The sequence below is a fragment of the Tabrizicola sp. genome (assembly GCF_016793705.1).
GTDB lineage: Bacteria > Pseudomonadota > Alphaproteobacteria > Rhodobacterales > Rhodobacteraceae > Tabrizicola.
The window spans coordinates 209,458-235,014 of record NZ_JAEULO010000021.1 but is presented as its reverse complement, the minus strand read 5'-3'; the positions used below and the strand labels follow the sequence as shown (position 1 = coordinate 235,014).

Here is a 25,557-nt window from a genome sequence, read left to right as displayed (position 1 = left end):
AAATCCGCGCGCCGCGCGTGGACAGATTCTCGGAGGAAAGAAAATCAATGGGTTGCCTGCTGACATTCAGGATCGGTTAATCCTGTGCGGCCCGGCTCACTGCCAGGGCGGCGGGCGCTTTTGCAGGAAGGCGCGGATGCCCGGCAGTGCCTCCGGCCCCTCCCAGGCGTCGGCCAGCCTGCGGATGCTGTCCTCGATCACCGCCTCGTCGATCCGGGGGCCAAGCGCACGGGCAAGCGCCTTGGCCTGGCCCACGGCAAAGGGGGCGCAGGAGAGGTAGGGGGCGACCTCAGCCTCGACGGCAGTGTCGAGATCGGCGTCGGGCACCACGTCGGAAACGAGGCCCAGCGTCTCTGCCTCTGCGGCGTCGAAGACCCGGGCGGACATGAAGACACGGCGCGCCCGGCCCTCGCCCATCCGGGCCAGCACATAGGGGCCGATGGTGGCGGGGATGATCCCGAGCCGGGTTTCCGAAAAGCAGAACTTGGTGCCTTGCGCCGCAATGGCCACGTCGCAGACGCAGGCCAGGCCGACCCCGCCGCCGAAGGCCCCGCCATGCAGCCGCCCGACGAGCGGTTTCGGCAGTTCGTTCAGCACGCGCAGCATCTGGGCCAGCTTCCGCGCCTCGCTCAGGCGCTGGGGGCGGTCGGCGTCGATCTGTGCGGCCATCCAGTCGAGATCACCCCCGGCGCAGAAGACCGGCCCGGCGCCGGAAAGGACGACGACGCGGACGGAGCGGTCGCTGCCAAGGTTATGGGCGGCCGCGGTCAGGTCGGCGATCATCTGCGGCGACAGCACGTTGCGGCGGTCGGGGGTGTTCAGAGTCAGGTAGACCACTCCGCGCGGATCGGTGCGGAGATCGAGCGTCTGCCAGGTCATTGCGGGCTCCTCAGGCTTTGCGCGAAGCGGGCGGCTTCGGCCAGGCGGTCGAGGTCCAGCCCGGTCGTGAAGCCTTCGGCGTGCAGGAAGGCGGCGACGGTTTCGGTCGCGACATTGCCCCTGGCGCCGGGGGCATAGGGGCAACCGCCAAGGCCGCCGACCGAGGCGTCGAAGACCCGCAGGCCCCGGTCAAGGCTGGTCGCGATGTTGCGCAGCGCCGTGCCCCTGGTGTCGTGGTAGTGCCCGGCCAGCTGTTTTGCGGGAAGGACGGTGAGCACGGCGTCGAGCATCCGACCGATGGTTTCGGGGGTGCCGTGGCCGATGGTGTCGCCGAGGCTGATCTGGGTGCAGCCCATCTGGTGCAAGGCGCTGGCGACATGCGCCACGGCGTCCGGCGCGACGGGGCCTTCGTAGGGGCAATCGGTGACACAGGAGACGTAGCCGCGTACCGGGATACCTTCTGCTTTCGCACGCTCCAGCACCGGGCGGAAGCGGTCGAGGCTTTCGGCGATCGAGCAGTTGATGTTCTTCTGCGAGAAGCTTTCCGAGGCGGAGGCGAAGACGGCGACCTCATCGGCTTTCGCCTGCAAGGCCCGCTCCAGCCCTTGCAGGTTCGGGGTCAGCACACCGTAGGAAATGCCAGGGCGGCGGGTGATCCCGGCCATCACCTCGGCGGCATCGGCCATTTGCGGCACCCATTTCGGGCTGACGAAGCTTGTCACCTCGATATGGGCGAAGCCGCAGGCGGAAAGCTGGTCGACGAGGTGGATCTTGTCGGCGGTGGGGACCGGGCGGGATTCGTTCTGCAACCCGTCGCGGGGGGAGACTTCGTAGAGGGTGACGCGGTCAGTCATCGGCACCCTCGAGCCGGACAAGCATCGTGCCATCGCTGACCTGATCACCCTCGGCTACCAGCAGCTCGGCGATGCGGCCATCGCGGGGGGCGGTCAGGATGTGCTCCATCTTCATTGCTTCGAGGACGACGAGCGGATCGCCCTTGGTGACGGTGGCTCCGAGGGTCGTGTGGAGTTTGGCAACAAGGCCGGGCATCGGGGCGCTGATGGCATCACCGCTGTGGGCGTGGCCGGTTTCGCCCCGCGGGAGGACGGGGTGGAAGCCGTGCGACCGGCCGTCGAGGAAGACGGTGATCGTGTCGGCGGTCCGGGCGAGGCCCGCAGTGCGGATCAGACCGTCGCTCTCGAAGCGGAGGTCGCCGTTGCGGCTGTCGAGGATCGCCAGGGTAGTGGAGTCGCTTCCGTCCGTGACGCGGAACCGGCGTTGGCTGAGGTGTTCGATCTTCAGCGCATGGGTCTCGCCCCGATGGTCCAGCGTCACGAAGCTCTCCGCATTCGACCAGCCGCGCCAGCCGGTGAGGCTGTCCCACGGGTCGGTGCCGGTGGGTGGGGTGAGGAGATCAAGCGCGGCGAGCGCGGCGAGGGCCGGGGCCTCGGGTGGGAGCGGGGGGCGGGCGGTCAGTTGCGCGAGGTCGCGGGCGATGAGGCCGGTGTCGACCTTGCCGGAGCGCACGTCCGGGTGTCGGGTCAGGGCGGCGAGGAAGGCGAGGTTGGTGGTGGACCCGGCGATGCGGGTGGCGTCGAGGGTCTGGCCGAGAAGGGCCAGCGCGGCGCTGCGGTCGGGCGCGTGGGCGATGAGCTTGGCGATCATCGGGTCGTACCAGGGGGTGATCTCGTCTCCCTGCCGCACGCCCGCATCCACCCGCACCGGGCCGCGTTGGAAGGCGAGGTGCGTCAGGTGGCCGGTGGCGGGGAGGAAGCCGCGTTCGGCATCTTCGGCATAGAGCCGGGCCTCGATGGCGTGGCCGTCGATGCGGAGGTCGCCTTGCGTGAAGGGCAAGGGTTCGCCTGCCGCCACGCGCAGTTGCAACTCGACGAAATCAAGGCCGGTGATCGCCTCGGAAACCGGGTGTTCGACTTGCAGGCGGGTGTTCATCTCCATGAACCAGAAGCCGTCTTCGCGGAGCGGGCCGGAGCCGTCGGCGATGAACTCCACGGTGCCCGCGCCCCGGTAGCCGATGCTGCGGGCGGCCTGGATGGCGGCCTTTGTCATCGCGGCGCGGACGGGGGCGGTCATGCCGGGGGCGGGGGCCTCCTCGATGACCTTCTGGTGGCGGCGTTGCAGCGAGCAATCGCGTTCGAAAAGGTGGACCGTGGTGCCCTGGGCGTCGGCGAAGACCTGCACCTCGATATGGCGGGGGGAGGCGATGTATTTCTCGATCAGGCAGGCGGGATCGCCGAAGCTCGCTTGCGCCTCGCGGGCGGCGCTTTCGAGCGCGGCGGGGAAGGCGGCGGGGTCCTCGACCAGGCGCATCCCCTTGCCGCCGCCCCCGGCGCGGGCCTTGATCAGGACGGGGTAGCCGATGGCTTCGGCCTCGCGCGCAAGGCGGAGGGGGTCCTGATCCTCGCCGTGGTAGCCCGGGACGACGGGGACGCCTGCGGATTCCATCAGCCGCTTGGCCGCGTCCTTCAAGCCCATCGCGCGGATGGCGCTGGCGGGGGGGCCGATGAACACAAGGCCAGCCGCTTCGACGGCTTCGACGAAACCGGGGTTTTCGGAGAGGAAACCGTAGCCGGGGTGGATCGCCTGCGCTCCGGTGCGAAGGGCGGCGGCGATGATGGCCTGACCGTTCAGGTAGCTTTCCGATGCGGGAGCGGGGCCGATGCGGACAGCCTCGTCGGCGAGGGTGACGTGGAGCGCCTGCGCATCGGCGTCGGAGTGGACGGCGACGGTGGCGATGCCCATCCGGCGGGCGGTGGCGATGACGCGGGCGGCAATTTCCCCGCGGTTGGCGACCAGGATCTTGGCGAACATGCGGCTACATCCTGAAAAGGCCAAAGCGGGTGGGCGGAATCGGTGCGTTCAGCGTGGCGGAGAGCGAGAGCGCCAGCACCTCGCGGCTGCGGCGGGGGTCGATGATGCCGTCATCCCACAGGCGCGCGGCGGCGTAGAGCGGGTGCGACTGGCGCTCGAACATCTCGACCGTGGGGCGTTTGTAGGCAGCCTCCTCCTCGGACGTCCAGGCGCCGCCCTTGCGCTCGATCGCCTCGCGGCGGACGGTGGCCAGCACCCCGGCGGCCTGCTCGCCGCCCATGACGGAGATGCGGGAGTTGGGCCAGGTCCACAGGAACCGGGGGCCATAGGCGCGGCCGCACATGCCGTAGTTGCCCGCACCGAAGGAGCCGCCGACGATCAGCGTGACCTTGGGGGCCTGCGTCGTTGCCACCGCCGTCACCAGCTTGGCCCCGTCCTTGGCGATGCCGCGGTTCTCGGCCGTCTTGCCGACCATGAAGCCGGAGATGTTCTGCAGGAAGACCAAGGGGATACCGCGCTGGGAGCAGAGTTCCACGAAATGTGCGGCCTTCAGCGCGCTTTCGGAAAAGATCACCCCGTTGTTGCCGATGATCCCGACCGGAATGCCCATCACATGCGCGAAGCCACAGACAATGGTGGTGCCATAGCGCGGCTTGAACTCGTCGAGGCGCGAGCCATCGGTGACGCGGGCGATGACCTCGCGGATGTCGTAGGGGGTCTTGGTCTCGGGGGGCACGATGCCCAGCAGCTCCTCGGGGTCATAGGCCGGGGGTTCGGGCGATTGCAGGACCACGGGCGCGGATTTGCGGCGGTTCAGCGATGCCACCGCGCGGCGGGCCAGCAGCAGCGCATGGGCGTCATCCTCGGCCAGAAGGTCTGCCACGCCGGAGAGCCGGGTGTGGACATCGCCCCCGCCCAGTTCCTCGGCGCTGACCACTTCGCCCGTCGCGGCCCTGACCAGCGGCGGACCGGCGAGGAAGATCGTGCCCTGGTCCCTCACGATGATCGTCACGTCGGACATCGCGGGGACATAGGCCCCCCCTGCGGTGCAGGAACCCATGACCACGGCGATCTGCGCGATGCCTTCGGCGGACATGTTGGCCTGGTTGAAGAAGATGCGCCCGAAATGGTCGCGGTCGGGGAAGACCTCGTCCTGGTTCGGCAGGTTCGCCCCGCCCGAGTCGACCAGATAGACGCAGGGCAGCCGGTTCTGCGCGGCGATCTCCTGCGCGCGGAGGTGCTTCTTGACAGTCATCGGGAAGTAGGTGCCGCCCTTCACGGTGGCGTCGTTGCAGACGACCATCACCTCCTGCCCCTCGACCCTGCCGATCCCGGCAATCAGCCCGGCGGAGGGGCTGGCGCCGTCATACAGGCCGTGCGCGGTGAAAAGGCCGATCTCCAGGAAGGGCGAGCCGGGGTCCAAGAGCCGGTCGATCCGTTCGCGAGGGAGGAGCTTGCCCCGGCTGCGGTGCAGATCGCGCGCCTTGTCGCCGCCGCCTGCCAACGCCAGCTCGGCAGCGGCCCGAACGGTTTCCAGCGCGGCGAGGTTGGCGTCGCGGTTGGTGCGGAAGGCCTCGCTGCGCGGCGAGATGGAGGAGGTCAGGCGCACTTAGGGTCTCCCTTGACAGTATCGGAAAATGATACCACATTCGATACTACGTCGATGCGTGCCTGCGGGCTGGTAAGGGTCGTTCGCCGCTTCAGTGGTTAGAACAAGAATGCTTTCCACGAAACACGCCCGCACTCTGGCGGGCATATTCGTCAATCCGGTCCGCGCCGACATTCGCTGGACCGACGTCGAAGCCCTTTTCCGTGCACTCGGCGCGGAGATTACCCAAGGGTCCGGGTCCCGGGTCCGCATATCGCTGAATGGCCGTAGGATGGTGTTCCACGAACCCCATCCGCAACCAACTATCGTTAAGGATGCGGTGCGGTCGGTGCGCCGGTTCCTACTGGAAGCAGGAATAGAGCCATGAAACCCTACAAAGGCTATAGCGCGACGGTCTCCTTCGACGAAGACGCCCTGCTGTTCCACGGCGAGGTTCTGGGTATCCGGGACGTGATCACCTTTCAGGCCCGCACCGCCGAGGAACTGCCGAAGGCGTTCCATGACAGCGTCGACGACTATCTGGAATGGTGCGCGCAGGACGGGACCGACCCCGAGAAGCCCTTTTCGGGCAGCCTTTCGCTGCGGGCCACGCCCGAGCTGCATCGGCGGATGGCGGACGCCGCTGCGCGCAATGCCAAATCGCTGAATCAGTGGATGGTCGAGGCGTTGGGCGATCGGGCGAACGAGGATTTGGGCAGTGTCCTGCGGATCGGCTGACATCACCCCATCGCCCCCATCATCTCGCGCCCGATCAGCATGCGGCGGATTTCGCTGGTGCCGGCGCCGATCTCCATCAGCTTGGCGTCGCGGAACAACCGACTGACCGGGGTTTCGTTCATGAACCCGGCCCCGCCCATCGCCTGCACGGCCTGATGCGCAACCACCATCGCCTCTTCCGAGGCGTAAAGCACGCAGGCTGCGGCATCGGCCCGCGTCACCTGCCCCCGGTCGCAGGCGCGGGCGACGGCATAGACATAGGCGCGGGCCGAGTTCAGCTTGGTATACATGTCGGCGATCTTGCCCTGCATCAGCTGGAAGTCGCCAACCCGCTGCCCGAACTGCTTGCGGCTGACCATGTAGGGCATGATCTCGTCCAGGCAGGCGGCCATGATGCCGGTGCCGATGCCGGACAGCACGACCCGTTCGTAGTCGAGGCCGGACATCAGGACGCGGACGCCCTTGCCCTCGGTGCCCAGCACGTTCTCGAACGGAACCTCGACATCCTCGAACACCAGCTCCGCAGTATTCGACCCGCGCATCCCCAGCTTGTCGAAATGTTTCGAGGTGCTGAACCCCTTCATCGTTTTCTCGACCAGAAACGCGGTGATCCCCTTCGACCCGGCCTCGGGGTCGGTCTTGGCGTAAACGACCAGCGTATCGGCATCCGGTCCGTTGGTGATCCAGTATTTCGTGCCGTTCAGGATGTAGTAGCCATTCCGCTTTTCCGCCCGGAGCTTCATCGACACCACGTCCGAGCCCGCCCCGGCCTCGGACATCGCCAGCGCGCCGACATGGATGCCGCTGATCAGGCCGGGCAGGTATTTGCGCTTTTGTGCTTCGGTGCCGTTCAGCTTGATCTGGTTGACGCAGAGGTTGGAATGCGCGCCGTAGGAGAGCGAGACCGAGGCCGAGGCGCGGGCGATTTCCTCGACCGCGACGGTATGGGCGAGGTAGCCGAGGCCCGCGCCGCCGTATTCCTCCGGCACGGTGATGCCGAGGAGGCCAAGCGAGCCCAATTCGGGCCAAAGCTCGGGCGGGAAGGCGTTGCTGCGGTCGATGGCGGCGGCCTGCGGCTTGACCCGGTCCTGCGCCCAGCGGTGGACCATCTCGCGCAGGGCGTCGATTTCGGGGCCGAGGTCGAAGTTCATCGATGCCAGAAACATGCCGGTTCCTTCCTATTCCGCGGCCAGCGCCAGCGAGTTGCCGTCAAGCGTGGCGAGCAGTTCCGCCCGCCGCTCCATCTGTTTGACGAAAGCCGCCTCCTTCACCGGACCATAGCCGCGAATCTCCAGCGGGAGGCCCAGAAGTTCACGGATCAGCGGCAGGGTGTCGGGGGTGACGTGGTCGGCGCGGGCGAGGTCGGCTTCGTAGAGCGTAAGAAGCTGGCGTTCCAGCTTGCGGTCGGCGCTGTGGCGGAACAGATCGGCCCAGGTGCCGCGCAGGGGTTTCAGTTTGGAAAGCAGGCGCAGTGCGGGGAAGATCCACGGGCCGAAGCTGCGCTTTTTCGGGCGACCGTCAGCGGCGGTGCCGGGCAGGAAGGGCGGGGCGAGGTTGAGGGAGAGGCGGCAGTTGCCCGCGAATTCGGTTTCCAGCCCCGCGCGGAAGGCGGGGAGGCTGTAAAGGCGGGCGACTTCGTATTCGTCCTTGGGGGCGAGGACTTTCGCATAGGCCTCTGCCACCGTGCGGCGCAGGGCTTCGTCGGAAGGCAGCCGGTCCAGCGCGGCGCGGTAGCGGGTGGCCAGCGCCTCGTTCTGCCAGGCGCGCAGATGGGCGGCGCGGGCGTCGACCAGGGCGCTGAGGGTCAGCGGTTCCGGCGCCTGTGGCGGATGCGCCCGCGCGGTCACGGCGGCGGGATCATGGGCGAGGCGGCGGCCCCAGTCGAAAGCTTCGCTATTGGCTTTGACCGCGACCCCGTTCAAGCGAATAGCTTCCAGGATCGACTGGCGGGCCAGCGGCACCAGCCCGCCTTGCCAGGCATGGCCCAGCATCATCAGGTTGGCGCCGATCTCATCCCCGGTCAGCGCCTTGGCGAGCGCCGAGAAGTCGTGGACATGGCGCGTGCGGGTGGCGGCGGCGATGCTGGCCATGACCTGCGGCTGGCGGAAGTCGAAATCGCGCTGGCGAGTGAAGTCGGAGACCGGGGCGAGATGGGTGTTGAGGACAACCGTGGTCCGGTCGGGCGCGCAGAGCAGGATCGCCTCTTTCGAGGCGGCCACAACCGCGTCGGCGGCGATGAGAAGGTCGGCGGAGCCTGCGGCGATGCGGGGGGCGGCGATGGGGCGGTCGGGGCGCGAGATGCGGACATGGCTCATCACCGCGCCGCCCTTCTGCGCAAGGCCCGCCATGTCCAGCACCATCGGGATCTTGCCCTCGACATGCGCGGCCATGCCGAGGATCGCGCTGATCGTCAGCACTCCGGTCCCGCCCACCCCGGCGAGCGCAAGGTTCCAGGCGCGGTCGATCTGCGGCAGCACGGGATCCGGCAGCATGGCGATGTCCTCGCCTTGCTGTGCCGGGGCCTTGCGAAGGGTGGCGCCGGTAAGGGAAACGAAGGAGGGGCAGAAGCCCTTGAGGCAGGAATAGTCCTTGTTGCAGGCCGACTGGTTGATCTTGCGCTTGCGGCCGAGGTCGGTCTCCAGTGGCTCGACGGCGATGCAGTTGGACTGCACGGAACAATCGCCGCAGCCCTCGCAGACGGCGGGGTTGATCCAGAGCCGCAGGTCGGGGTCCGGGGCCTCGCCCCGCTTGCGGCGGCGGCGAAGCTCGGCGGCGCAGGTCTGTTCGTAGACGATGACCGTGACGCCGGGGACTTCCCGTAGCTCCAGCATCACCGCGTCGATCTCGTCGCGGTGGCGGATTTCGGTGCCGGGGGCAAGCTCGGCGGGGCGGTAGAGATCGGGGCGGTCGGACATCAGCACGATGCGGGCGACACGTTCGTCATGCATCAGGTGGGTGATCTGTTCCGGGGTCAGTTCCCCGTCGATGGGCTGGCCGCCGGTCATCGCGACGGCATCGTTCACCAGGATCTTGTAGGTGATGCTGGCCCCTGCCGCGACCGACTGGCGGATAGCGAGATGGCCGGAATGGAAGAACGTCCCGTCGCCGAGGTTGACGAAACGATGCGTCTCGTCGGTAAAATGGCGGATGGCGGTCCAGGGCACGCCCTCGGCGCCCATATGGGTGAAGGTCTCGGTGCGGCGGTCCATCCACTGCGCCATGAAGTGACAGCCGATCCCGGCCATCGCGGTCGAGCCTTCGGGGACGCGGGTCGAGGTGTTGTGCGGGCAGCCGGGGCAGTAGTGCGGCAGCCGCAGCACCGGGGGGACATGCGATGCAGCGCGGGCTTCGGCGGCTTGCAGGTGCTCGGCCCTCGCGCGCAGACGGTCGGCCAGCCCCTCGGGCAGGTCCAGGTGCAACAGGCGCTCGGCGATGGCCCCGGCGACGGTGGCGACGGTCAGCCCGGCAGAGAGGCTAAGGAAGGGACGATCCTCATGATCGAACTTGCCGACGATGCGGGGGCGCACGTCGGCGCGCCAGTTGAACAGCTGTTCCTTGATCTGGTTCTCGATGATCTCGCGGCGCTCCTCGACGATCAGCACTTCCTCCAGCCCTTCGGAGAAATGCCTGATCCCCTCGGGCTCCAGCGGCCAGGGCATCCGCACCTTGTAGAGCCTGATCCCGAGGACCGCCTGTTCCTGCGGGCCCAGCCCCAGCTCGGCCAGGGCCTGCCGCACGTCCTCATAGGCCTTGCCGGAGGCGACGATGCCGAAGCGGTCGCGCGGATGGCGGACGATCAGCCGGTCCACCCCGTTGGCGCGGGCAAAGGCGATGGCGGCATAGCCCTTGTGCTCCTGCAAGCGCGCGTCCTGCGCCAGAGGCGGGTCGGGCCAGCGCAGGTTCAGCCCGCCGAGGGGCAGCTGGAAGTCCGGCGGCAGGACGAAGCTCCGCGCCTCCTGCGCCAGGTCGATGACCGAGGAAATCTCCACCGTCTCGGAGATCACCTTGAAGCCGACCCAGCAGCCGGAAAACCGCGACATGGCGATGCCCAGAAGCCCCATCTCCAGGAATTCATGCACCGAAGACGGGTAGAGCATCGGCATCAGCGCCGAGATGAAGGCGTGGTCCGACTGGTGCGGGATCGACGACGATTTGCAGGTGTGGTCATCCCCCGCAATCGCCAGCACGCCCCCCAGCGCCGCCGATCCCGCCGCGTTCGCGTGCTTGAACACGTCGCCGCAGCGGTCCACCCCCGGCCCCTTGCCGTACCAGAGGCCGACGACGCCCTCCTTCCGCGCGCCGGGCGAAAGCTGCACCTGCTGGCTGCCCCAGACGGCGGTGGCGGCGAGGTCCTCGTTCAGGCCGGGCTGGAACACGATGCCATGCCGGTCCAGATGCTTCCGCGCCTTCATCAGTTGCCGGTCGTAGCCACCAAGAGGCGAGCCGCGATAGCCCGAGATGAAACAGCCGGTGTTCAGCCCGGCGGCGCGGTCGCGGCGCATCTGGGTCATCGGCAGGCGGACCAAGGCCTGTGTCCCGGTCAGATAGACCGACCCGCTTTCCGCCGCGTATTTGTCGTCCAGCGTGAGGACCATGCCGTATTCCCCCGGCCCGAATGACTGGACCGCTCCCAGATCAGCCTAGGACAAGCGAGCGGAAACAGGGTCGCCAATGCGAGGCGGATTGCCCGCCTGTCTGGAACATTGTATCACAATCAGCGCAATCTGTGGTAACAGGTTGCTGTAGGTGATGCTGCACCGCAAAACTGTCGCAAAGAGAGTGGCATGGAGCTTGACGAACCCGACCGCCGCATCCTGCGCGCCTTGCAGGACCGGCCCGACCTGACCCTGCGCGAGTTGGGCGAGGTCGCGGGCCTCAGCCATTCGCCCTGCTGGCGGCGTTTGCAGCGCTTGCAGGAGAGCGGGGCGATCAGCCCGAAACGCTTCGTCGTCGACCCCGAGGCGGTGGGGTTCGAAATCCTCGTCCTCTGCTTCGTCAAGATTTCCCACCACCAGCGCGACCGGCTGCGCGCCTTCGAGGAAGCGGTCGCCAAGGTGCCCGAGGTGATGCAGTGCTATTCCCTCAGCGGGGAATACGACTATCTGCTGCAAGTCATCGCGACCAGCGTCCGCCACTACGAGGCCACGGTGAAGAACGCCATCGTCGAACTGCCGAACGTGCAGTCGATCAACACCAGCTTCACGCTGAAGCGGGTCAAGCACAGCCTGAACGTGCCGGTCTGAGGGTCAGCCCGCTGCCGCCCCCGACCATGCCGCGCCCGTAGCGCCGCTCGGGAACCCGTCCGACAGCCGCTGACCCGGCACCAGCGGACGCAACAGCGTCTCCAGCGTCGGGGCCGTCACCCGGCCCGCCAGCCGGTCGGCATAGCCGTTGCATACCTGCCCGAAGCCCTGCGATTGCGGCGAGAGGCGTAGGCTGGCGACCCCCGCTTCGGCCAGCGCCTCTACCCGATGCGCCATGCTGGCGGTCGACTGGCTCAGCGTCTGCACACCGTTCACCGCCAGGAAGGGCTGGCCGTCCAGCGTCTCCACGTCGCGGCCATCCGGGTCCTCGCCGCAGACGAACTGGCAGCTGTCCTTCATCCGGTCGTGCAGCCGCGCGTGGTAGCAGCGCCCCGAGATCGCCAGCGGCAGGCGGCCATGCCCCCAGACCTCGACCGGCACGCCCTCCTCGCGGCCCAGCCTCGCCAGCACGGCGATGGAGGCAAGGGTCAGCTCCGGCGGCAGGCAAACCCGCGTCGCCCCGCGCCGGATCAGCCAGCGCAGCGTGCCTTCGTTGTAGACGTTGACCAGCGGGCCGACCCAGAAGGGCTGGCCCTCTGGAACATGCGCCAGCGCGGAGAGGTCGTTCACCTCGATCGGCAGGCCCATCCCGGCAAGCTCGGCGGTCAGCTTGCGCTCGCGCTTCAGCGTGATCAGCGCCAGCGAGGTGACGGCAACCTCTTTCCCCGCCGCCAACAGGGTTTCGACCGCGCCGGGGATTTCGCCCTGCCAGAACGGCAGCCGCTTGGAACAGACAAGCTCGCCCAGCACGACGCGGGCAACGGGCGCGGCGGCAAGGTCGCTGTAGAAGGCGCGCACAGCCTCGGCCGGCCAGAAGAAGAAATTGGGTCCGACGGTCAGGTCCATCGTCATCTCCAGGTTTTCGCATAGGCGCCGGCAGTGGCGGCCTGGCCCTCGGTCAGCCGGGCCAGCGCGCTTTCGGGCAGGGGCCGACCCGCCGCCTCCGCCTCGACCGCCGCGCGGAAGGCGCGGACCACCTGCGCCACATAGGCGCGGCTGCGCTGCCGCCCCTCGATCTTCAGCGCGCGGACCCCGGCCTTCGCCAGCCGCGGGATCAGGTGGGTGGCATCCAGCGAGACCGGATCCTCGAAGATATGCCCGGTCTGTGGGCCGGAGGTGAAGCAGCCCTTGCAGAGCGTGGGGTAAGGGGCGGGTGCCGATTTCGGCGTGCGGTGGATGGTGAAACCCCCCAGCCGCGCGGCCAAGTCGCCGCCTTCCTCGGCATAGACGACATGGCTGGCAGGCGAGCAGACGCCGTTCATGTTGGGCGACTGGCCGGTGGCATAGGACGAGAGCGAACAGCGCCCCTCGGCCATGACGCAGAGGCCGCCGAAGACGAAGACCTCGGTCTCCACCTCGATCTCGCGGTTGATGGCGGCGATTTCCTCGACGGTCAGCACGCGGGGCAGCACGACGCGACGGACGCCGAAAGCGCTGGCGTAAAGGTTGATCGCATCCGGGTTAGCGGCGGCGGCCTGCACCGAGAGGTGACGGCGCAAGGCCGGGTGATGCTCGGCGGCATGGGCGAGAAGCCCGATGTCGGCCAGGATCACCGCATCGGCACGGGCCTGTTCGGCATTCGCCAGCGCCCGGTGCCAGACCGGCTCGGCTCCGGCGCGGGGGAAGGTGTTGATCGCCACCAGCACCTTCGCGCCCCGGGCATGGGCGAAAGCGACGCCCTCGGCCAGTTCCTCGGGCGAGAAGTTGAGCCCCGGAAAGTTCCGCGCATTGGTCTCGTCCGCGAAGCCGCAGTAGACCGCATGCGCCCGGCCTCGACTGCGGTGCGCAGGGCGGCGGGGGTGCCTGCCGGGCAGACGAGTTCCATCATGACAGGTCCCCCGGATCGGCGCGGTGCAGCTGCAACCCGGTCGCGCGTTCCGCCCCGGCCAGCACCCGACGCAGCGGCGCGCCAAGCGGCCCGGCCAGCGCAGCCAGCTCTTCGGTGAGGTCCAGCTCGGCATCGTCCATCGCGTTGCGCAGCGCCAGAACGGCCGCCGTGTCGCCCTCGACCGTCAGGTCGCGCGAGAAGAAGAGCGCATCGCCATCCTCGGCCCCGTGCATCATGGCGAGGAAAGCCGAGAGCGGCCCGGCGATCCGCGCCTCATGCGCGGGTGGGCGGGCGCGGGGATGGGCGGTCATCGTGGCGGGGCCGGGGTGGAGAAGCAGGACCCAGGGCAGATCGGTCGGGTCGATCAGGAAGCGGCTGGCGGCATGGTTGCCCAGGCGCCGCAGCAGCGTCGGGTGGGCGGCGGCCAGGCGGCGGGTCAGGCGGCCGAGGAGCAGGTTCAGCGGCGGCAGTGGCAGCGGGCGGGCGGCAAGGCCCAGGGCACGCGGCAGGCGCGGCAGGGGGACGGGCATCGGGTGATCCTTCGTCGGTTGGCCCGTCATAGGCGAGGGGGGCGGCGCAGGGGTTGACCATAGTCAAGTCCGCCGCCCCGGCTTCGCGCTATCGCCCGGGGCAAAGGACCCCAAGCCCGATGCGCAGCCTGCCCGTCTTCCCCGACCTTCGCGCCTTCCTCGCCCATCTGGCGGCGGCGGGCGATCTGGCGCGGATCGGTCAGCCGGTCGACACAAGGCATGAGATGACGGCGGTGCAACTGGCCGTTTTGCGGGAAAAAGGCCCGGTTCTGCGCTTCGACGCGGCGATTGCAGGGGGTCAGCGGGCGAAGATGCCCGTCATCGCCAACCTCTTCGGCACGCCGGAAAGGGTCGCCGCCGGGCTGGGCCTGACCCCGGACGAAGTGCCCGCCTTCGGCGACTTCCTCGCCGCGCTGCGCAGCCCGGCCCCGGTGGAAGGGATGCGCGACGCCTTGTCGCGCTGGCCGGTGCTGAAGGCAGCGCTGCAAAGCCGCCCGAAGCTCACACGCAAGGCCCCGGCGCAAGAGGTGACGGCCCCGCTCGACCTCTCGCTCCTTCCGGTGCAGACCCCCTGGCCCGAGGATGCCGGGCCGCTGATCACCTGGCCGGTCGTCGTCACCCGCCCGCAGGGGCCGGACCCCGCGCAACTGTCGCGCTACAACCTGGGCGTCTACCGGGCGCAGGTGCTTGGCTCCGACCGGCTGATCCTGCGCTGGCTCGCCCATCGCGGCGGGGCGGCGCATCACCGCAGCTGGCAGCGGACGGGCGAACCGATGCCGGTCGCCATCGCGCTGGGGGCCGATCCCGCCACGCTCCTCTCCGCCGCCCTGCCCTTGCCGGAGACGGTGTCCGAGCTGGCCTTCTCGGGCGTCCTTCGCGGCGCGCGGGCCGAAGTGGTGGCGGCGAAGACCGTGCCGCTTCTGGTCCCCGCCACTGCCGAGATCATCCTGGAAGGCTGGGTCCACCCCGGCGAGACTGCCCCGGAAGGCCCGTTCGGCGACCATACCGGCTATTACAACTCGGTCGAACCCTTCCCCGTGATGCGCCTGACCGCGATCACCCACCGCCGCGATCCGCTGTATCTGACCACCGTCACCGGGAGGCCGCCGGATGAACCTTCCGTCATCGGAGAAGTGTTCAACACGCTCGCCCTGCCGGTGATCCGCGCCCAGATACCGGAAGTGACCGACCTCTGGCTGCCCGCCGCCGCCTGTTCCTACCGGATGGCCGTGGTGCAGATCGACAAGCGCTATCCCGGACAGGCGCGGCGGGTGATGCTGGCGCTCTGGGGGATGCTGGCGCAGTTCAGCTACACCAAGACCATCGTGGTCGTCGACCGCGACATCGACCCGCGCAATTGGGACGACATCGCCTGGGCGATGGCCACGCGGATGGACCCGGCGCGCGACGTGATGGTGCTAAACGGGACGCCGATGGACTACCTCGACTTCGCCTCCCCGCATGAGGGGCTGGCGGGCAAACTCGGGATCGACGCGACCAACAAGCTGGGGGCGGAAACCACGCGCGAATGGGGGCGCGTCATGGTCCTGGACCCCGCGCATGAGGCACGCGCGGCAGAGCTTCTGCGCGGGGTCATCCGATGAGCGCGCGGGTGGTTCTGGGCGTCTCGGGAGCCTCTGGCGCGGCACTGGCGCTGGACTGCGCGCGGGCATTGCGGGATGTGGGCGCCAAGGTGGAACTGGTCCTGTCGGCGATGGCAGAACGCACCCTCGCGCTGGAGATCGGCCCCGCCGCGCGGGACGAGCTGGTGGCGCTGACCGACCGGCTGCATCCGGTGGTCGATCTTGGTGCCGCCATTGCCAGCGGCTCCTTCCCCGTTCACGGCATGATCGTCGCCCCCTGTTCGATGCGCAGCCTCGCCGCCATCGCGCAGGGGCTGGACGACACCCTCCTCACCCGCGCGGCATCGGTCCAGTTGAAGGAACGCCGCCCGCTGGTCCTCCTCGCGCGCGAGGCCCCGCTGACGCTGGCGCACCTGCGCAACATGACCGCCGTGACCGAGATGGGGGCCGTCGTGCTGCCCCCGGTCCCCGCCTTCTACCTGCGCCCGGAAACCACGGCACAGATCACCGCCCAGATCGCCGCCCGAGCGGTCGACCTCCTCCATATCGCAACCCCCCGGGCCCGCGCCTGGGACCCAACCCAAGGACCTGCCCCATGACCGAGCTTTCCCCCTCTGCCAACGTCGGCGACATCGCCTCCACCCTGCCCGGCGCCGCCGAGATCTTCCGCCAGAACGGCATCAGCTTCTGCTGCGGCGGCAAGCTTTCCCTCGCCGAGGCGGCGGCAGGGCAAGGGCTGGACGTCGCGCCGCTGCTCGACGCCCTGCGCGCGCTGGAGGCCGGGGCCGCCCGCACCGCGCCCGAGGAGACGTTGCCGCTGATCGACCATATCCTGACTCGCTACCACGCCACCCACCGCACCGAACTCGACTGGCTGATCCCGCTGGCCGAGAAGGTGGAGATGGTCCACGGCGACCATGACGAGGCTCCGCTGGGCCTGGCCGAAGCGCTGGTCGCGCTGCGGGACGAGCTGGAAAGCCACATGGCGAAAGAGGAACAGGTGCTGTTCCCGATGATGCGGCAGGGCGGGCATCCGATGATCCGCCACCCGATCGGCGCGATGCGGCACGAACATGACACCACGACGGACCTTCTGCGCGGGATCGAACATGCGACGCATGGCCTGGCCCTGCCGGAAGGGGCCTGCCGGTCCTGGACCGCGCTCTATACGGGGCTGGAGAAGTTCACCGGCGATGTGGTGGCGCATATCCATCTGGAGAACACGGTGCTCTTCCCGCGCTTCGAGATCGCCGCCTGAGGTGGGCCTCTGGCGCGCGCCGCACCTCCCGCTGTTCCTGCTGGGGACGTTCTGGGCCGCGCTGGTGCCCTTGGTCTGGCTCTGGCCCGGCCTCACCTGCGACCCGGTGGCCTGGCACCGGCAAGAGCTGGTGCTGGGCTTCGCCGGGGCGGCGATGGGGGGATACCTGCTGTCGGCCCTGCCGCACTGGCTGAAGCTGGCGGGGGCGGAGGCCGAGGGTATCTCGCCGCGCGGGACGATGGGGCTGGTGCTGGCCTGGGTCATCGGGCGGCTTGCCGGGGGCGCCTGCCAGCCGGATGGGGTGGCGCTGGCCGGGCTGGCGCTTTATCCGCTGGGGCTGGCGTTGAGTCTTGTCCTGCCAGTGGTCCGAGCGAAAGCCTGGGGGCGGCTGCCCATCGCCCTCGCGCCGCTTCTCCTGCTGCTCATTGCGCTGCGGCTGCGGCTCGCGTCCGACAGTCTGACCGCGGTTCTGGGCATGGCGCTCCTCGTCGCGCTGGTCGGAGGCCGGATCGTGCCCGCTTTCCTGCTGGCACGCACCGGCGACCGCTCCGGTCGCAGCCCGATGTCCTTCGGCGCGCGGCTGGCGGATGGCGCGCTTGCCCTGGCGCTTCTGTTGCATCTCCTGAACGCGGCGGAGGCCTGGGTCGGCGGAATGGCGCTCGCCGCCGCCCTGGGTCAGACCCTTCGGATGAAGCACTGGGCGCTGGCCCCGGCGCTGAGCGGGCATGGCGACCTGACGCTTCTGGTGCTGGCCTGGCTCTGGCTGCCGCTGGGGCTGGCGCTTCTGGGCCTTGGGTTGACCGGAGCTGTAGCGCTCCCGCTCTCCACCCTCACCCATGCGCTGACCATGGGGCTGATGGGCAGCATGGTGCTGGCGGTGATGGCCCGCGCCTGGATGGCCCGCGCGCCGGGGCGGCTGGTCGCGGGGCGGGCGACCATCGTCGCCTTCGCGGTCCTGCAACTGACCACGCTCTCGCGGCTGGCCCTGTCCGAGGCCGGCCCGGCGGTCGTGCTGCCCTGGGCCTGCGCCTGGACCCTCTTGGCCGGGCACTGCGCGCGGGCCAGCCTTCGCCCGGTGCCACGCCCGGTCTTCAGCGCGCGGCGTGGCGGCTGAAGCAGGGGCAATCCGCCGAAAACGACCCGCAAAGGTCTTTCCCGGCGGGACGGGCGGGGCGCGGGCGGCCAGAGTGGCGGCGACACGGTCGGAGACAGACATGCCCCTCGGCTTCATCGGTACCGGAACCATGACCGCCGCAATGGTCGCCGGCCTCGGCGGTGCGGGCATCCTCGTCTCACCCCGCGGGGCCGCGGTCGCCGCCGATCTGGCGCAGCGCTTTCCGGGGCTGGGGGTCGCCGCCGACAACCAGGCGGTGGTCGACGGTAGCGAGATGGTGGTGCTCGCCGTCCGCCCGCAGGTGGCCGAGGCGGTGATCCGCCCCTTGCGCTTCCGCCCCGGGCAGAGGGTGGTCAGCCTGATCGCCGCCACCCAGATCGCCTCCTTGCGTGACTGGATCGGCCTCGACCTGCCGATCATCCGTGCGGTCCCGCTGCCCTTCGTTGCCGACCGCGCCTCGGTGACGCCGATCTTCCCGCCCGACGCCGAGGTCGCTGCCCTGTTCGACCGCCTCGGCACCGCGCTCCCCTGCCGCGACATCGCCGAGTTCGACCTGCTGGCGGTGGGCTCCGCGCTGATGGGCAGCTATTTCGGCCTCCTCGAAACCGCGCAGGGCTGGCTTGCGGCTCAGGGCCTGGGCGCCGACGCCGCGCGCGCCTACCTCGCCGCGCTCTTCGCCAACCTCGGCAAGGTGGCGGTGGAGAGCCCGGAACCTTTCTCCACCCTGCGCGATGGCCATTCCACCCCTGGCGGGCTGAACGAACAGATCTTCCGCGATTTCGCCGCCGGGGGCGGGACCGCCGCCCTCACCGCCGCGCTGGACCGGGTGCTGACCCGCGTGCGGGGCCGCGCCGGATGACCCCGCTTCTGCCCGAACCCGACCTGCCCTCCGGCGCCGAGCTTCTGGCCGAAGGCCGCGCGCTGGCCTGCGACTGGACGCTCGGCCCCTCGGCCTTCCTGAACCATGTCGGCGCGGCCAGCGAATACGGCTTCAAGCTGGCGCAGATGGCGAAGTCCCGCGTCATGCAGCACGCCCAGATCGGCTTCCGCGACCCCGGCAAAAGCCGCCGCGCCTATGCCGAAATCTGGGAGACCTGCGCCGCCCAGGGCGTGACGGTCGACCGCTACGGCCTTTGCCTCGACTGGTCGATGGCCCTGCCCCGCGCCCGCCGCGCCAAAGCCGAGCGCGGGACCGGCATGATCCTGCCCGGCATCGAGGATTTCGTCCGCCTCACCGAAGCCGCCCCGGTCGCCGCGCATTTCGGCGATTTCGTGCTGGGCTTCCCGGCGGCGGTGGAAAACACCCAGGCCGCCCTTGCCGCGGGCAGCACGGCGATCGGCAACCTCGGGCAATATTTCACCTTCCGCATCCCCGGCCATGACGACGACATCGAGGCCACCGCCCAGACCGTCCGCGCCCTTGGCCTGATCGCCGCGCAGCCGGTGCCGGTTCTGGTGCAGTCGAACCTCGACGACGGCTTCGCCGCGCAGTTCACCGACCTTGCTTCCTGCCTCGGCATGGTGCTGCTGGAACGCCACATCGTCACCACCCTGATCGGCCCGCCGGTCGGCCATTGTTACGGCCACCACTTTTCGGACCCCCTGTCGCGCCTGGCGTTCCAGCGCGCGCTGGCCCAGGTGGGTGCCGCGCCGGGAACGATGATCTACGGCAACACCACCGCCTATCGCGGCAGCCCCGCCGCCAATTTCGCCAGCCTCGCCAACTATCTTCTGGTCGATGCGGCCGGGCAGGTCGGCCAACCCACAGGCCATGCGATCAACGCCGTCCCTGTCACCGAGAACGAACGCATCCCCGAGATCGACGAGGTCGTCGAGGCGCAGCTTTTCGCCGGACGGATGGCCGAGCTGGCGCCGGGGTGGCTGCCGCTGATCGACCTCGCCCCGGCCGACGCCATGGCAGCGCGGATCGTCGCCGGGGGGCAGGCCTTCGCCGATGCCACACTTGCGGGGCTGGCGCAGTTCGGCGTCGATACCGCCTGTCCGTTCCAGCTGTTCCTTTCCCTGCGCCGGATGGGTGCGCGGCGGCTGGAATCGCTTTACGGTGCCGGCGCGCCCGACCCCGAAGCACCGGGGGGAAGGGTGCCGCTCGCCCCGGCCACCATCCTGTCGGAACTGGCCGAGATGGCGGACCATGCCCTGAAGGGCCAGCCCGCAGGCCCGGCCCTGCGCGGGTTGCGCGTCATGGTGGCGACCAGCGACGTGCACGAGCACGGCAAGATGCTGGTCGAGGAAATCCTTCGCCGCCTGGGCGTCACCGTGCTGGACGGCGGCGTGTCCACCGATCCCGCCGTCCTCGCCGAGAGGGTGCGCCGCGACCGCCCCGACGCGGTGGCGATCAGCACCTACAACGGCATCGCCCTGCGCTATTTCCACGCCCTGCGCGCGGCGGGCGTCGACTGCCCGGTCCTGATCGGCGGGCGGCTGAACCAGATCCCCGAGGGCTCGAACTCCAGCCTGCCCGTCGATGTGGGCGACGATCTCGCGGGGGCGGGAGCGCTGGTCTGCCGCGCCGCCGCCGACCTCGCCCCGGCCCTGAGAGGGCTGGCTCCGGATTGAACGCTCAGCGCAGGGTCGGGAAACCGGGCTTGGAATTGTCCCGGCTTGGTCTAAGCTGGAGGCATGACGGCCTTGCGGGGTCATTTCCAGATGAATTGCAACGCGCCTTTGCCCAACCGCCGCATTTTGCGGCTTCACGCCGAGAATGCGGCTTTCGTCGCGGCCCAGCTGCGGATGGGTCAGGACGGCCCGAACTTCCGGCTGGTCGAGATCTTCGATCTGGAATCGCGCCTTGCCGGGCATCTCGACGCGCTGGTCATGGGCCGCGAGGCCGGGGTCGAACTGGCGCTGGAGACGCTGGCCATCGCGGCAGAATACGGCGAGGTCTTCACCGCCTTCCACCTGCTTCTGCATGCGCGCGCCGACCTGCCGCTGTCCGACATCGCCCCAGCCGAGGTGCTGCTCTGGGATCAGGTCGCGGCGCTGGGGGCGGCGGCGGCCTGGTGCGCCCCGACGCTCATGGCGGCGCGGATGCGGGACTGGATCGGCGGCCTCGACCCGATGGCGACCTGGATCGCGCTGGATGTCTGCGGGCGGCGCAGGATCGACCCCAAGGGCCATCTGAAGCCGCTTCTCGCCCATCGTGACCGCCATGTCGCCGCCCGCGCCATGCGGCTGGCTGCGGAACTGGGCCGTGCCGACCTCGCGCCCGACCTCGCCCGGCTGGCCGATGGCGGCGACCCGGACCTGCGCTTCCGCGCCGCCTGGGCTGCCGCGCTCCTGGGCGACCGGCGCTCCGCGCCCGCGATCCTTGCCGCGCATGTCACCCCGGCGACGCCCGCCCCGCAGGCCCGGATGGTGGCCGAGCTTTTGCCGCTGGTCCTCGACGACCGCGCCGCCCGCGCCGCCATCGCGCGGCTGATGTCCGACCGGCTGACCGAGCGCTGGGGCATCGTGGCAACCGGGGCCCTGGGGGCAGCCGATACGCTTGACTGGCTCCTCCGCCAGATGGCCGAGCCGGTGTTGTCGCGCGTCAGTGGGGCCGCCTTCTGCCGGATAACCGGCGCGCGGCTCAGCGCCGAGTCGCTGGAACTGGCCGAGTTTCCCGACGACCCCGACGACCCGGTGGTCGCCGCCTGCCCGCAGGAAAGCTTCATCGAGGCCAAGCTCTACTGGCCCGACCCCGAGAAGCTGGCCCATTGGCTTGCCCCGCACCGCACCCGCTTCGTGGCCGGGACGCGCCATCTGCTCGGCGTCGCCGCCTGGACGATCCAGCCGCCCATCGAGGCGGTCGCGACCTACCAGCTCGACCAGCGCGCCGTGGCGCTGGAGCTTGCCACCCGCACCCCCGATGCGCCCCTGCCGAACTGGTACGGCGCGGTGGTGCCCCAGCCCAGGGGCTTTACCCGCCGATGGTAGGGCAGGCGCAAGAACGGGGGCGGGCATGAGGCTGGAGAACACCACGCCCTTCGCTTCCAATTTCACCCTAGCGCTGGACAAGCAGGGGCACGAACAGATCGTGCTCGTCGTCCGCGCCACCTTCACCCTGTCACCCCGGCGCGGCGAACCCAGCCGCGTGGCGCCCGAGCAACTGCCGCTGATCGAGGCCGATGTCTTCGGCCCCGACCCCGCGCTGGACGCCCCGGTCTTCGAGACCGACTTCGCCCATTTCCGCCCCCGCTGCGACGTCCTCGCCCAGGCCCGCGCCCATGCCCCGCGCAGCGAACCCGCAACCACGGTCGACGTCGGCATCCGCCTCGGGGGGTGGGCCAAGAAGTTCACCGCCCACGGCAGCCGCATCTGGCTGCGCGGCGCGGCGGGTCATGCGCCCTCTGAAAAGCGCCCCTTCCTGGTGCAGGACATCGGCTACGACCACGCCTACGGCGGCATCGACCCCGAGGCCGAGAACCCCGCGATGGCGAAGACCTTTCAGGAAAATCCAGCAGGCCTCGGCTACTACCCCAATTCCGTCAATCGCGAAGGCAAGGCCCTGGCCCAGACCTCGGAATTCGGCCAGGATGCGGTGTCCCCCGACGGCGGCTTTCCCCCCATGGCCTTCGGGCCCCTCGGCCGCACCTGGCTGCCCCGCCGCCAGTATGCCGGCACCTATGACGACGCCTGGCTCGACAACCGCGTGCCCCTCCTGCCGATGGATTTCGACGACCGCTACTTCCAGGCGTCCGCCCCCGACCAGCAGATCCCCTACCCCACCGGCGGCGAGCCCGTCGAACTCGTCAACCTCGCGCCGGAAGGCCGCCTCTCCGGCGACATCCCCCGCACCCAGATCGTCGTGACCTTCGAACGCAAGTCCGGCCGCGTCACCCAGCGCATCGCCAACCTCGACACCGTCCTTTTCCTGCCCGAATCCGCCCGCATGTGCCTGACCTGGCGCACCCGCATCACCGCCGAGCGCGACCTCTTCGAATTCGCCCGTGCCATCGTCGTCGAACGCCCGCTCGACGGCGCAACCCACTGGCCGGGGGGCAGCCATGGCTGAGACAGGCATCGCCCCCGGCCTCTCGGTCATCGGCTACGGCATCTGGTCCGCGCTCGGTCCCGACGGCCCGTCCACCATCGCGGGCGTCCGCGGCCAGATCATCGGCTCGGAGACCGGCCCTTTCTGGGACCCGACCGCAGGCGCGCATCTGAACCACTTCCGCGTCGCCGCGCATCAATGGTGGGAGGGACCGACCTTCCTCCCCGACCTCGCCACGCCGCCGATCGAGGAATGCCTGGCCCAGGTCGCCACCCTGCCCGACACCCTGCGCCGCCCGGCCAGCGACATCCCCATCCTGATGACCGTCGCCCCGCCCGATCGCCCCGGCCGCCCCGGCGATCTCGAAACCCGGATGCTCGACGGCCTCGCCCGCAAGCTCGGCCGCCCGCTGCCCGCCGGCTCCGGCGTCATCGGCGGCGGGCGGTCGGGCCTGCCGCATCTCCTCGCCACTGCCGCCCGCCAGTCCGCCCGTTACCCGCTGCAAATCCTGATCGGCGTCGAAAGCCTGCTGCGCCAGGTCATCGCGGAACACTACATCGCGAGGGGCCGCCTCCTCTGCGGCGCCAACAGCTCGGGCTTCACCCTGGGAGAGGCCGCCTCCGCCATCCTCGTCGCCCGCACCGGCACGTCGCAGCGGCCAGAGCTTGCCATCACCGGCATGGGCACCGGGATGGAACCCGGCCGCGACGGCGGCAATCGCGAGCAGGCGGTGACGGGCGAGGGCCTGACCCAGGCAATCCGCGCCGCGCTGGCGGTGACGGGGATTCCGTTCTATGATTTCCCGGCATTGATCGGCGATCTGAACGGCGAGCATTTCAAGTTCAAGGAGCAGATGATGGCCCAGATGCGCCTTGACCGCGCGCCGCCCGAAGGCCATTCCCGCCGCCCGCGCGGCTATCTCGAACACTGGAACCTGATCGAATACGCGGGCGAGATCGGCGCGGCGCTCATGCCCGCGCAACTCGCCTGGGCCTTCGAGATGGGCCGCGCAGGCCTTCTGCCCCAGAACCGCGCCCTGTGCTTCGCCGGGGAAGACGACGGTCGCCGCGTGGCACTGACCGCCGAAATGCGGGGGGCCGGCCCATGAGCGTCTTCGCCAACGGACTCGGGGTCTCCGGCAAGGCCGCTGCGAACAAGACCATCGCCGCGATGCCCGACGTCTGCCTGTCGCCGCCGCCGCCCCCCGCAGGCCCGGTGCCGATCCCATATCCCAACTTCGGCAATGCCTCGGACACCACCGACGGCTGCACCAGCGTCTTTGTCCTTGGCAAGGAGGCGGGCAAGAAGAACGCCTCGAAATATTCCAAGATCACCGGCGACGAGCCCGCCACCCGCAGCTTCGGCGCCAGCGTCGTCACCCACAACATCACCGGCCCGCTGAAGTTCGAAGCCTATTCCTTCGACGTGATCTTCGAAGGCGGCGGGGCGGAACGCTTCACCGACCTCACCTCGACCAACCATTCCAATCCGGGCAGCGGCTTTTCCGTCAGCATCGAGAAACCCAGCGTCGACAGCATTGACGCCCGCAGCCCCTGCGAGGCGCTGAAGGCCGCGAACGACAACGTGCGCGAGAAGGTCGACAAGGCGAGCAGAAGCCGGAAAGCGACCAAGAACCAGCGAGCCGAACTCAGGGATTTTGACAAGTCCGGTACGGTGTCTCACGCCTTGTTCAAGCCCGCCTCCGGTCCTTCCAGTGTCGTCGCCGGAACGTCCTGCAAGCTGTTGCGCACGAAAAGCGGAGGGTATTTCGGCGAGGCCAAGAAATCGACGAAAAAGCAGCGCAAGAAAAACCGGATTCCGCAGGGCATCTGCGCGGGCGAGCCGCCGCACAATCACACAGACGGCGGCTTTTACGGCCATAGCGAACCCTGCATCTTCAAAGAGATCGCGAAGAAAGGGCTTGTCGCGAAATGGGCCAAGTTGACGATGGCGATCGACTGGCATCCAAGACTTGCCGACGGAACACTTGCTCCGCCCAGCACCGAGGCCTGTCCCCACTGCACGAAGGTGATCCAGTCCGCCTGCAAATGCATGAAGATCCGGCTTTGCAATCCCGATGGCAGCACCCGCGACGGCTGCAAGAAGTCGGAAGAAGGACCATAGCCATGTTTTCTCCGCTTCCGTTCCTCCCGAAAGTCCCGCCGATGACTCCGGAGGAGTTCGCCGCCCTGCCTTGGCAGGGGCTTACGGCACATATCGGCCCGGTAAGTCAGGTCACGCCGCTGTTCGAGGCGCTGCTGAAGAAGACGAACTGCGCGCTCTACATGATCTACCTAGGCTGCGTCGGCCTCTGCCACCGAAGGACTGCCTCGGTCTTCGACCAGAAGCTGAACCTTCTCCTGATGGAACAGATCTTCGCCTATCAGTTCGACGGCCGCTATCCCAAGACCTTCGGCATCACGATCGACGATGTCGACGACACCTCCGACAAGGCCCGTGCCGTCCGTCGCTCGATTGCGTATTTCTTCTTCGAACTCCTGGAACGCGCGCCCGGTGGTTTCCTTTCCGAACGACCGATCATGGATATCGCCTACATGATCCACCTGACCCGGCATCTCTGCGGCGCACCGAACGCCGCAGCCGTGGACGGATGGCTGCGCGGCCTGATCCAGCGGCTGAACGAGATCGCCCCTTCGCTGGTCCAGCATTCCCCCTTCCTCTATGACTACCCCGACCGGGAAAGCTGGGCTGCGGCCACTGCCGAAACCCACGGCGCGCCGCTGCCGCTCGAAGTGCTCGACCTTGCCCTCGACCTCTCGGGACTCGACCTCGTGGCGCGGGCCACGGAAGAACTGGCCGGAATCGACGCGGCGCAGAACCAGCTTCTGGTGCCCCCTGGCGCGCTTCTGGCCGAAGGCTTCGACGGTCGGCCCTATGGTCGGGACCGCTGACG

22 protein-coding genes and 1 pseudogene are annotated in these 25,557 nt (G+C 69.2%); 14 read left to right on the top strand and 9 right to left on the bottom strand.

The features are described 5' to 3' along the window. Window positions 1-96 precede the first annotated feature (96 nt). Genes JNJ68_RS04460 through JNJ68_RS04445 form a run of 4 tightly spaced genes read right to left on the bottom strand, consistent with a single transcriptional unit; the run spans window position 97 to window position 5,317 of the window. Window positions 97-879, bottom strand: a complete 783-nt coding sequence (locus JNJ68_RS04460; RefSeq protein WP_294979488.1) for a crotonase/enoyl-CoA hydratase family protein — start codon at window positions 877-879, stop codon at window positions 97-99. Continuing rightward, a complete protein-coding gene (locus JNJ68_RS04455) occupies window positions 876-1,733 on the bottom strand; it encodes a hydroxymethylglutaryl-CoA lyase (RefSeq protein WP_294979485.1) in 858 nt (285 codons plus the stop codon). The genes JNJ68_RS04460 and JNJ68_RS04455 overlap by 4 nt, the downstream gene beginning before the upstream one ends. Continuing rightward, window positions 1,726-3,708 carry an acetyl/propionyl/methylcrotonyl-CoA carboxylase subunit alpha gene (locus JNJ68_RS04450; protein ID WP_294979482.1) on the bottom strand — a complete coding sequence of 661 codons (1,983 nt, stop codon included), beginning with the start codon at window positions 3,706-3,708 and terminating at the stop codon, window positions 1,726-1,728. Before JNJ68_RS04450 ends, JNJ68_RS04455 begins: the two co-directional genes overlap by 8 nt. Window positions 3,709-3,712: 4 nt before the next feature. Beyond that, complete coding sequence (locus JNJ68_RS04445) at window positions 3,713-5,317, bottom strand: carboxyl transferase domain-containing protein (protein ID WP_294979479.1); 1,605 nt, start codon at window positions 5,315-5,317, stop codon at window positions 3,713-3,715. 109 nt (window positions 5,318-5,426) lie between these two features. Between JNJ68_RS04445 and JNJ68_RS19425 the strand changes: the two genes are divergently transcribed. Continuing rightward, the gene (locus JNJ68_RS19425; RefSeq protein WP_363165373.1) at window positions 5,427-5,684 is read left to right on the top strand and encodes a type II toxin-antitoxin system HicA family toxin; all 258 of its coding nucleotides are present in this window, start codon (window positions 5,427-5,429) and stop codon (window positions 5,682-5,684) included. Next, window positions 5,681-6,034 carry a type II toxin-antitoxin system HicB family antitoxin gene (locus tag JNJ68_RS04440; protein WP_294979477.1) on the top strand — a complete coding sequence of 118 codons (354 nt, stop codon included), beginning with the start codon at window positions 5,681-5,683 and terminating at the stop codon, window positions 6,032-6,034. The genes JNJ68_RS19425 and JNJ68_RS04440 overlap by 4 nt, the downstream gene beginning before the upstream one ends. Window positions 6,035-6,036: 2 nt before the next feature. On the opposite strand, the gene JNJ68_RS04435 is transcribed toward JNJ68_RS04440, so the two are convergent. Together JNJ68_RS04435 and JNJ68_RS04430 are read right to left on the bottom strand one after the other, a co-directional pair. Next, window positions 6,037-7,200, bottom strand: a complete 1,164-nt coding sequence (locus tag JNJ68_RS04435) for an isovaleryl-CoA dehydrogenase (RefSeq protein WP_294979474.1) — start codon at window positions 7,198-7,200, stop codon at window positions 6,037-6,039. Between the two features lie 12 nt (window positions 7,201-7,212). Beyond that, entirely contained in the window at window positions 7,213-10,629 is a 3,417-nt protein-coding gene (locus JNJ68_RS04430; RefSeq protein ID WP_294979470.1) for an indolepyruvate ferredoxin oxidoreductase family protein, read from the bottom strand. 189 nt (window positions 10,630-10,818) lie between these two features. On the opposite strand from JNJ68_RS04430, the gene JNJ68_RS04425 reads away from it, so the two are divergent. Next, on the top strand, window positions 10,819-11,277 hold the full coding sequence (locus JNJ68_RS04425) for an Lrp/AsnC family transcriptional regulator (protein ID WP_294979467.1): 459 nt from the start codon (window positions 10,819-10,821) through the stop codon (window positions 11,275-11,277). 3 nt (window positions 11,278-11,280) lie between these two features. Here JNJ68_RS04425 and JNJ68_RS04420 read toward each other — a convergent pair whose 3' ends face one another. The 3 genes and pseudogenes from JNJ68_RS04420 to JNJ68_RS04410 form a co-directional block, all read right to left on the bottom strand. Beyond that, complete coding sequence (locus tag JNJ68_RS04420; protein WP_294979464.1) at window positions 11,281-12,183, bottom strand: U32 family peptidase; 903 nt, start codon at window positions 12,181-12,183, stop codon at window positions 11,281-11,283. 2 nt (window positions 12,184-12,185) lie between these two features. Next, a pseudogene (locus JNJ68_RS04415) lies at window positions 12,186-13,162 on the bottom strand (peptidase U32 family protein). Beyond that, the gene (locus tag JNJ68_RS04410; RefSeq protein WP_294979462.1) at window positions 13,162-13,695 is read right to left on the bottom strand and encodes an SCP2 sterol-binding domain-containing protein; all 534 of its coding nucleotides are present in this window, start codon (window positions 13,693-13,695) and stop codon (window positions 13,162-13,164) included. The pseudogene JNJ68_RS04415 and the gene JNJ68_RS04410 overlap by 1 nt, the downstream one beginning before the upstream one ends. Window positions 13,696-13,814: 119 nt before the next feature. On the opposite strand from JNJ68_RS04410, the gene JNJ68_RS04405 reads away from it, so the two are divergent. From JNJ68_RS04405 to JNJ68_RS04355, 11 genes are all read left to right on the top strand, one after another. Beyond that, window positions 13,815-15,299, top strand: a complete 1,485-nt coding sequence (locus tag JNJ68_RS04405; RefSeq protein WP_294979459.1) for a UbiD family decarboxylase — start codon at window positions 13,815-13,817, stop codon at window positions 15,297-15,299. Beyond that, window positions 15,296-15,877: a UbiX family flavin prenyltransferase gene (locus JNJ68_RS04400; protein WP_294979456.1), complete on the top strand. Its 582-nt coding sequence runs from the start codon at window positions 15,296-15,298 to the stop codon at window positions 15,875-15,877. The genes JNJ68_RS04405 and JNJ68_RS04400 overlap by 4 nt, the downstream gene beginning before the upstream one ends. Then, a complete protein-coding gene (ric, locus tag JNJ68_RS04395) occupies window positions 15,874-16,536 on the top strand; it encodes an iron-sulfur cluster repair di-iron protein (protein ID WP_294979455.1) in 663 nt (220 codons plus the stop codon). The genes JNJ68_RS04400 and ric overlap by 4 nt, the downstream gene beginning before the upstream one ends. Window position 16,537: 1 nt before the next feature. Beyond that, entirely contained in the window at window positions 16,538-17,650 is a 1,113-nt protein-coding gene (locus tag JNJ68_RS04390) for an NnrS family protein (protein ID WP_294979452.1), read from the top strand. 100 nt (window positions 17,651-17,750) lie between these two features. Then, the gene (locus tag JNJ68_RS04385) at window positions 17,751-18,509 is read left to right on the top strand and encodes a pyrroline-5-carboxylate reductase (RefSeq protein ID WP_294979449.1); all 759 of its coding nucleotides are present in this window, start codon (window positions 17,751-17,753) and stop codon (window positions 18,507-18,509) included. Continuing rightward, a complete protein-coding gene (locus tag JNJ68_RS04380; RefSeq protein ID WP_294979446.1) occupies window positions 18,506-20,227 on the top strand; it encodes a hypothetical protein in 1,722 nt (573 codons plus the stop codon). The genes JNJ68_RS04385 and JNJ68_RS04380 overlap by 4 nt, the downstream gene beginning before the upstream one ends. Before the next feature lie 126 nt (window positions 20,228-20,353). Then, window positions 20,354-21,586: a hypothetical protein gene (locus JNJ68_RS04375; RefSeq protein WP_294979443.1), complete on the top strand. Its 1,233-nt coding sequence runs from the start codon at window positions 20,354-20,356 to the stop codon at window positions 21,584-21,586. Between the two features lie 25 nt (window positions 21,587-21,611). Further along, the gene (locus tag JNJ68_RS04370; protein ID WP_294979440.1) at window positions 21,612-22,664 is read left to right on the top strand and encodes a DUF2169 domain-containing protein; all 1,053 of its coding nucleotides are present in this window, start codon (window positions 21,612-21,614) and stop codon (window positions 22,662-22,664) included. After that, complete coding sequence (locus tag JNJ68_RS04365) at window positions 22,657-23,751, top strand: 3-oxoacyl-ACP synthase (RefSeq protein WP_294979437.1); 1,095 nt, start codon at window positions 22,657-22,659, stop codon at window positions 23,749-23,751. Before JNJ68_RS04370 ends, JNJ68_RS04365 begins: the two co-directional genes overlap by 8 nt. Continuing rightward, entirely contained in the window at window positions 23,748-24,767 is a 1,020-nt protein-coding gene (locus JNJ68_RS04360) for a DUF4150 domain-containing protein (RefSeq protein WP_294979435.1), read from the top strand. Before JNJ68_RS04365 ends, JNJ68_RS04360 begins: the two co-directional genes overlap by 4 nt. 2 nt (window positions 24,768-24,769) lie before the next feature. Beyond that, the gene (locus tag JNJ68_RS04355; RefSeq protein ID WP_294979433.1) at window positions 24,770-25,555 is read left to right on the top strand and encodes a hypothetical protein; all 786 of its coding nucleotides are present in this window, start codon (window positions 24,770-24,772) and stop codon (window positions 25,553-25,555) included. The last annotated feature ends 2 nt before the right edge of the window (window positions 25,556-25,557 follow it).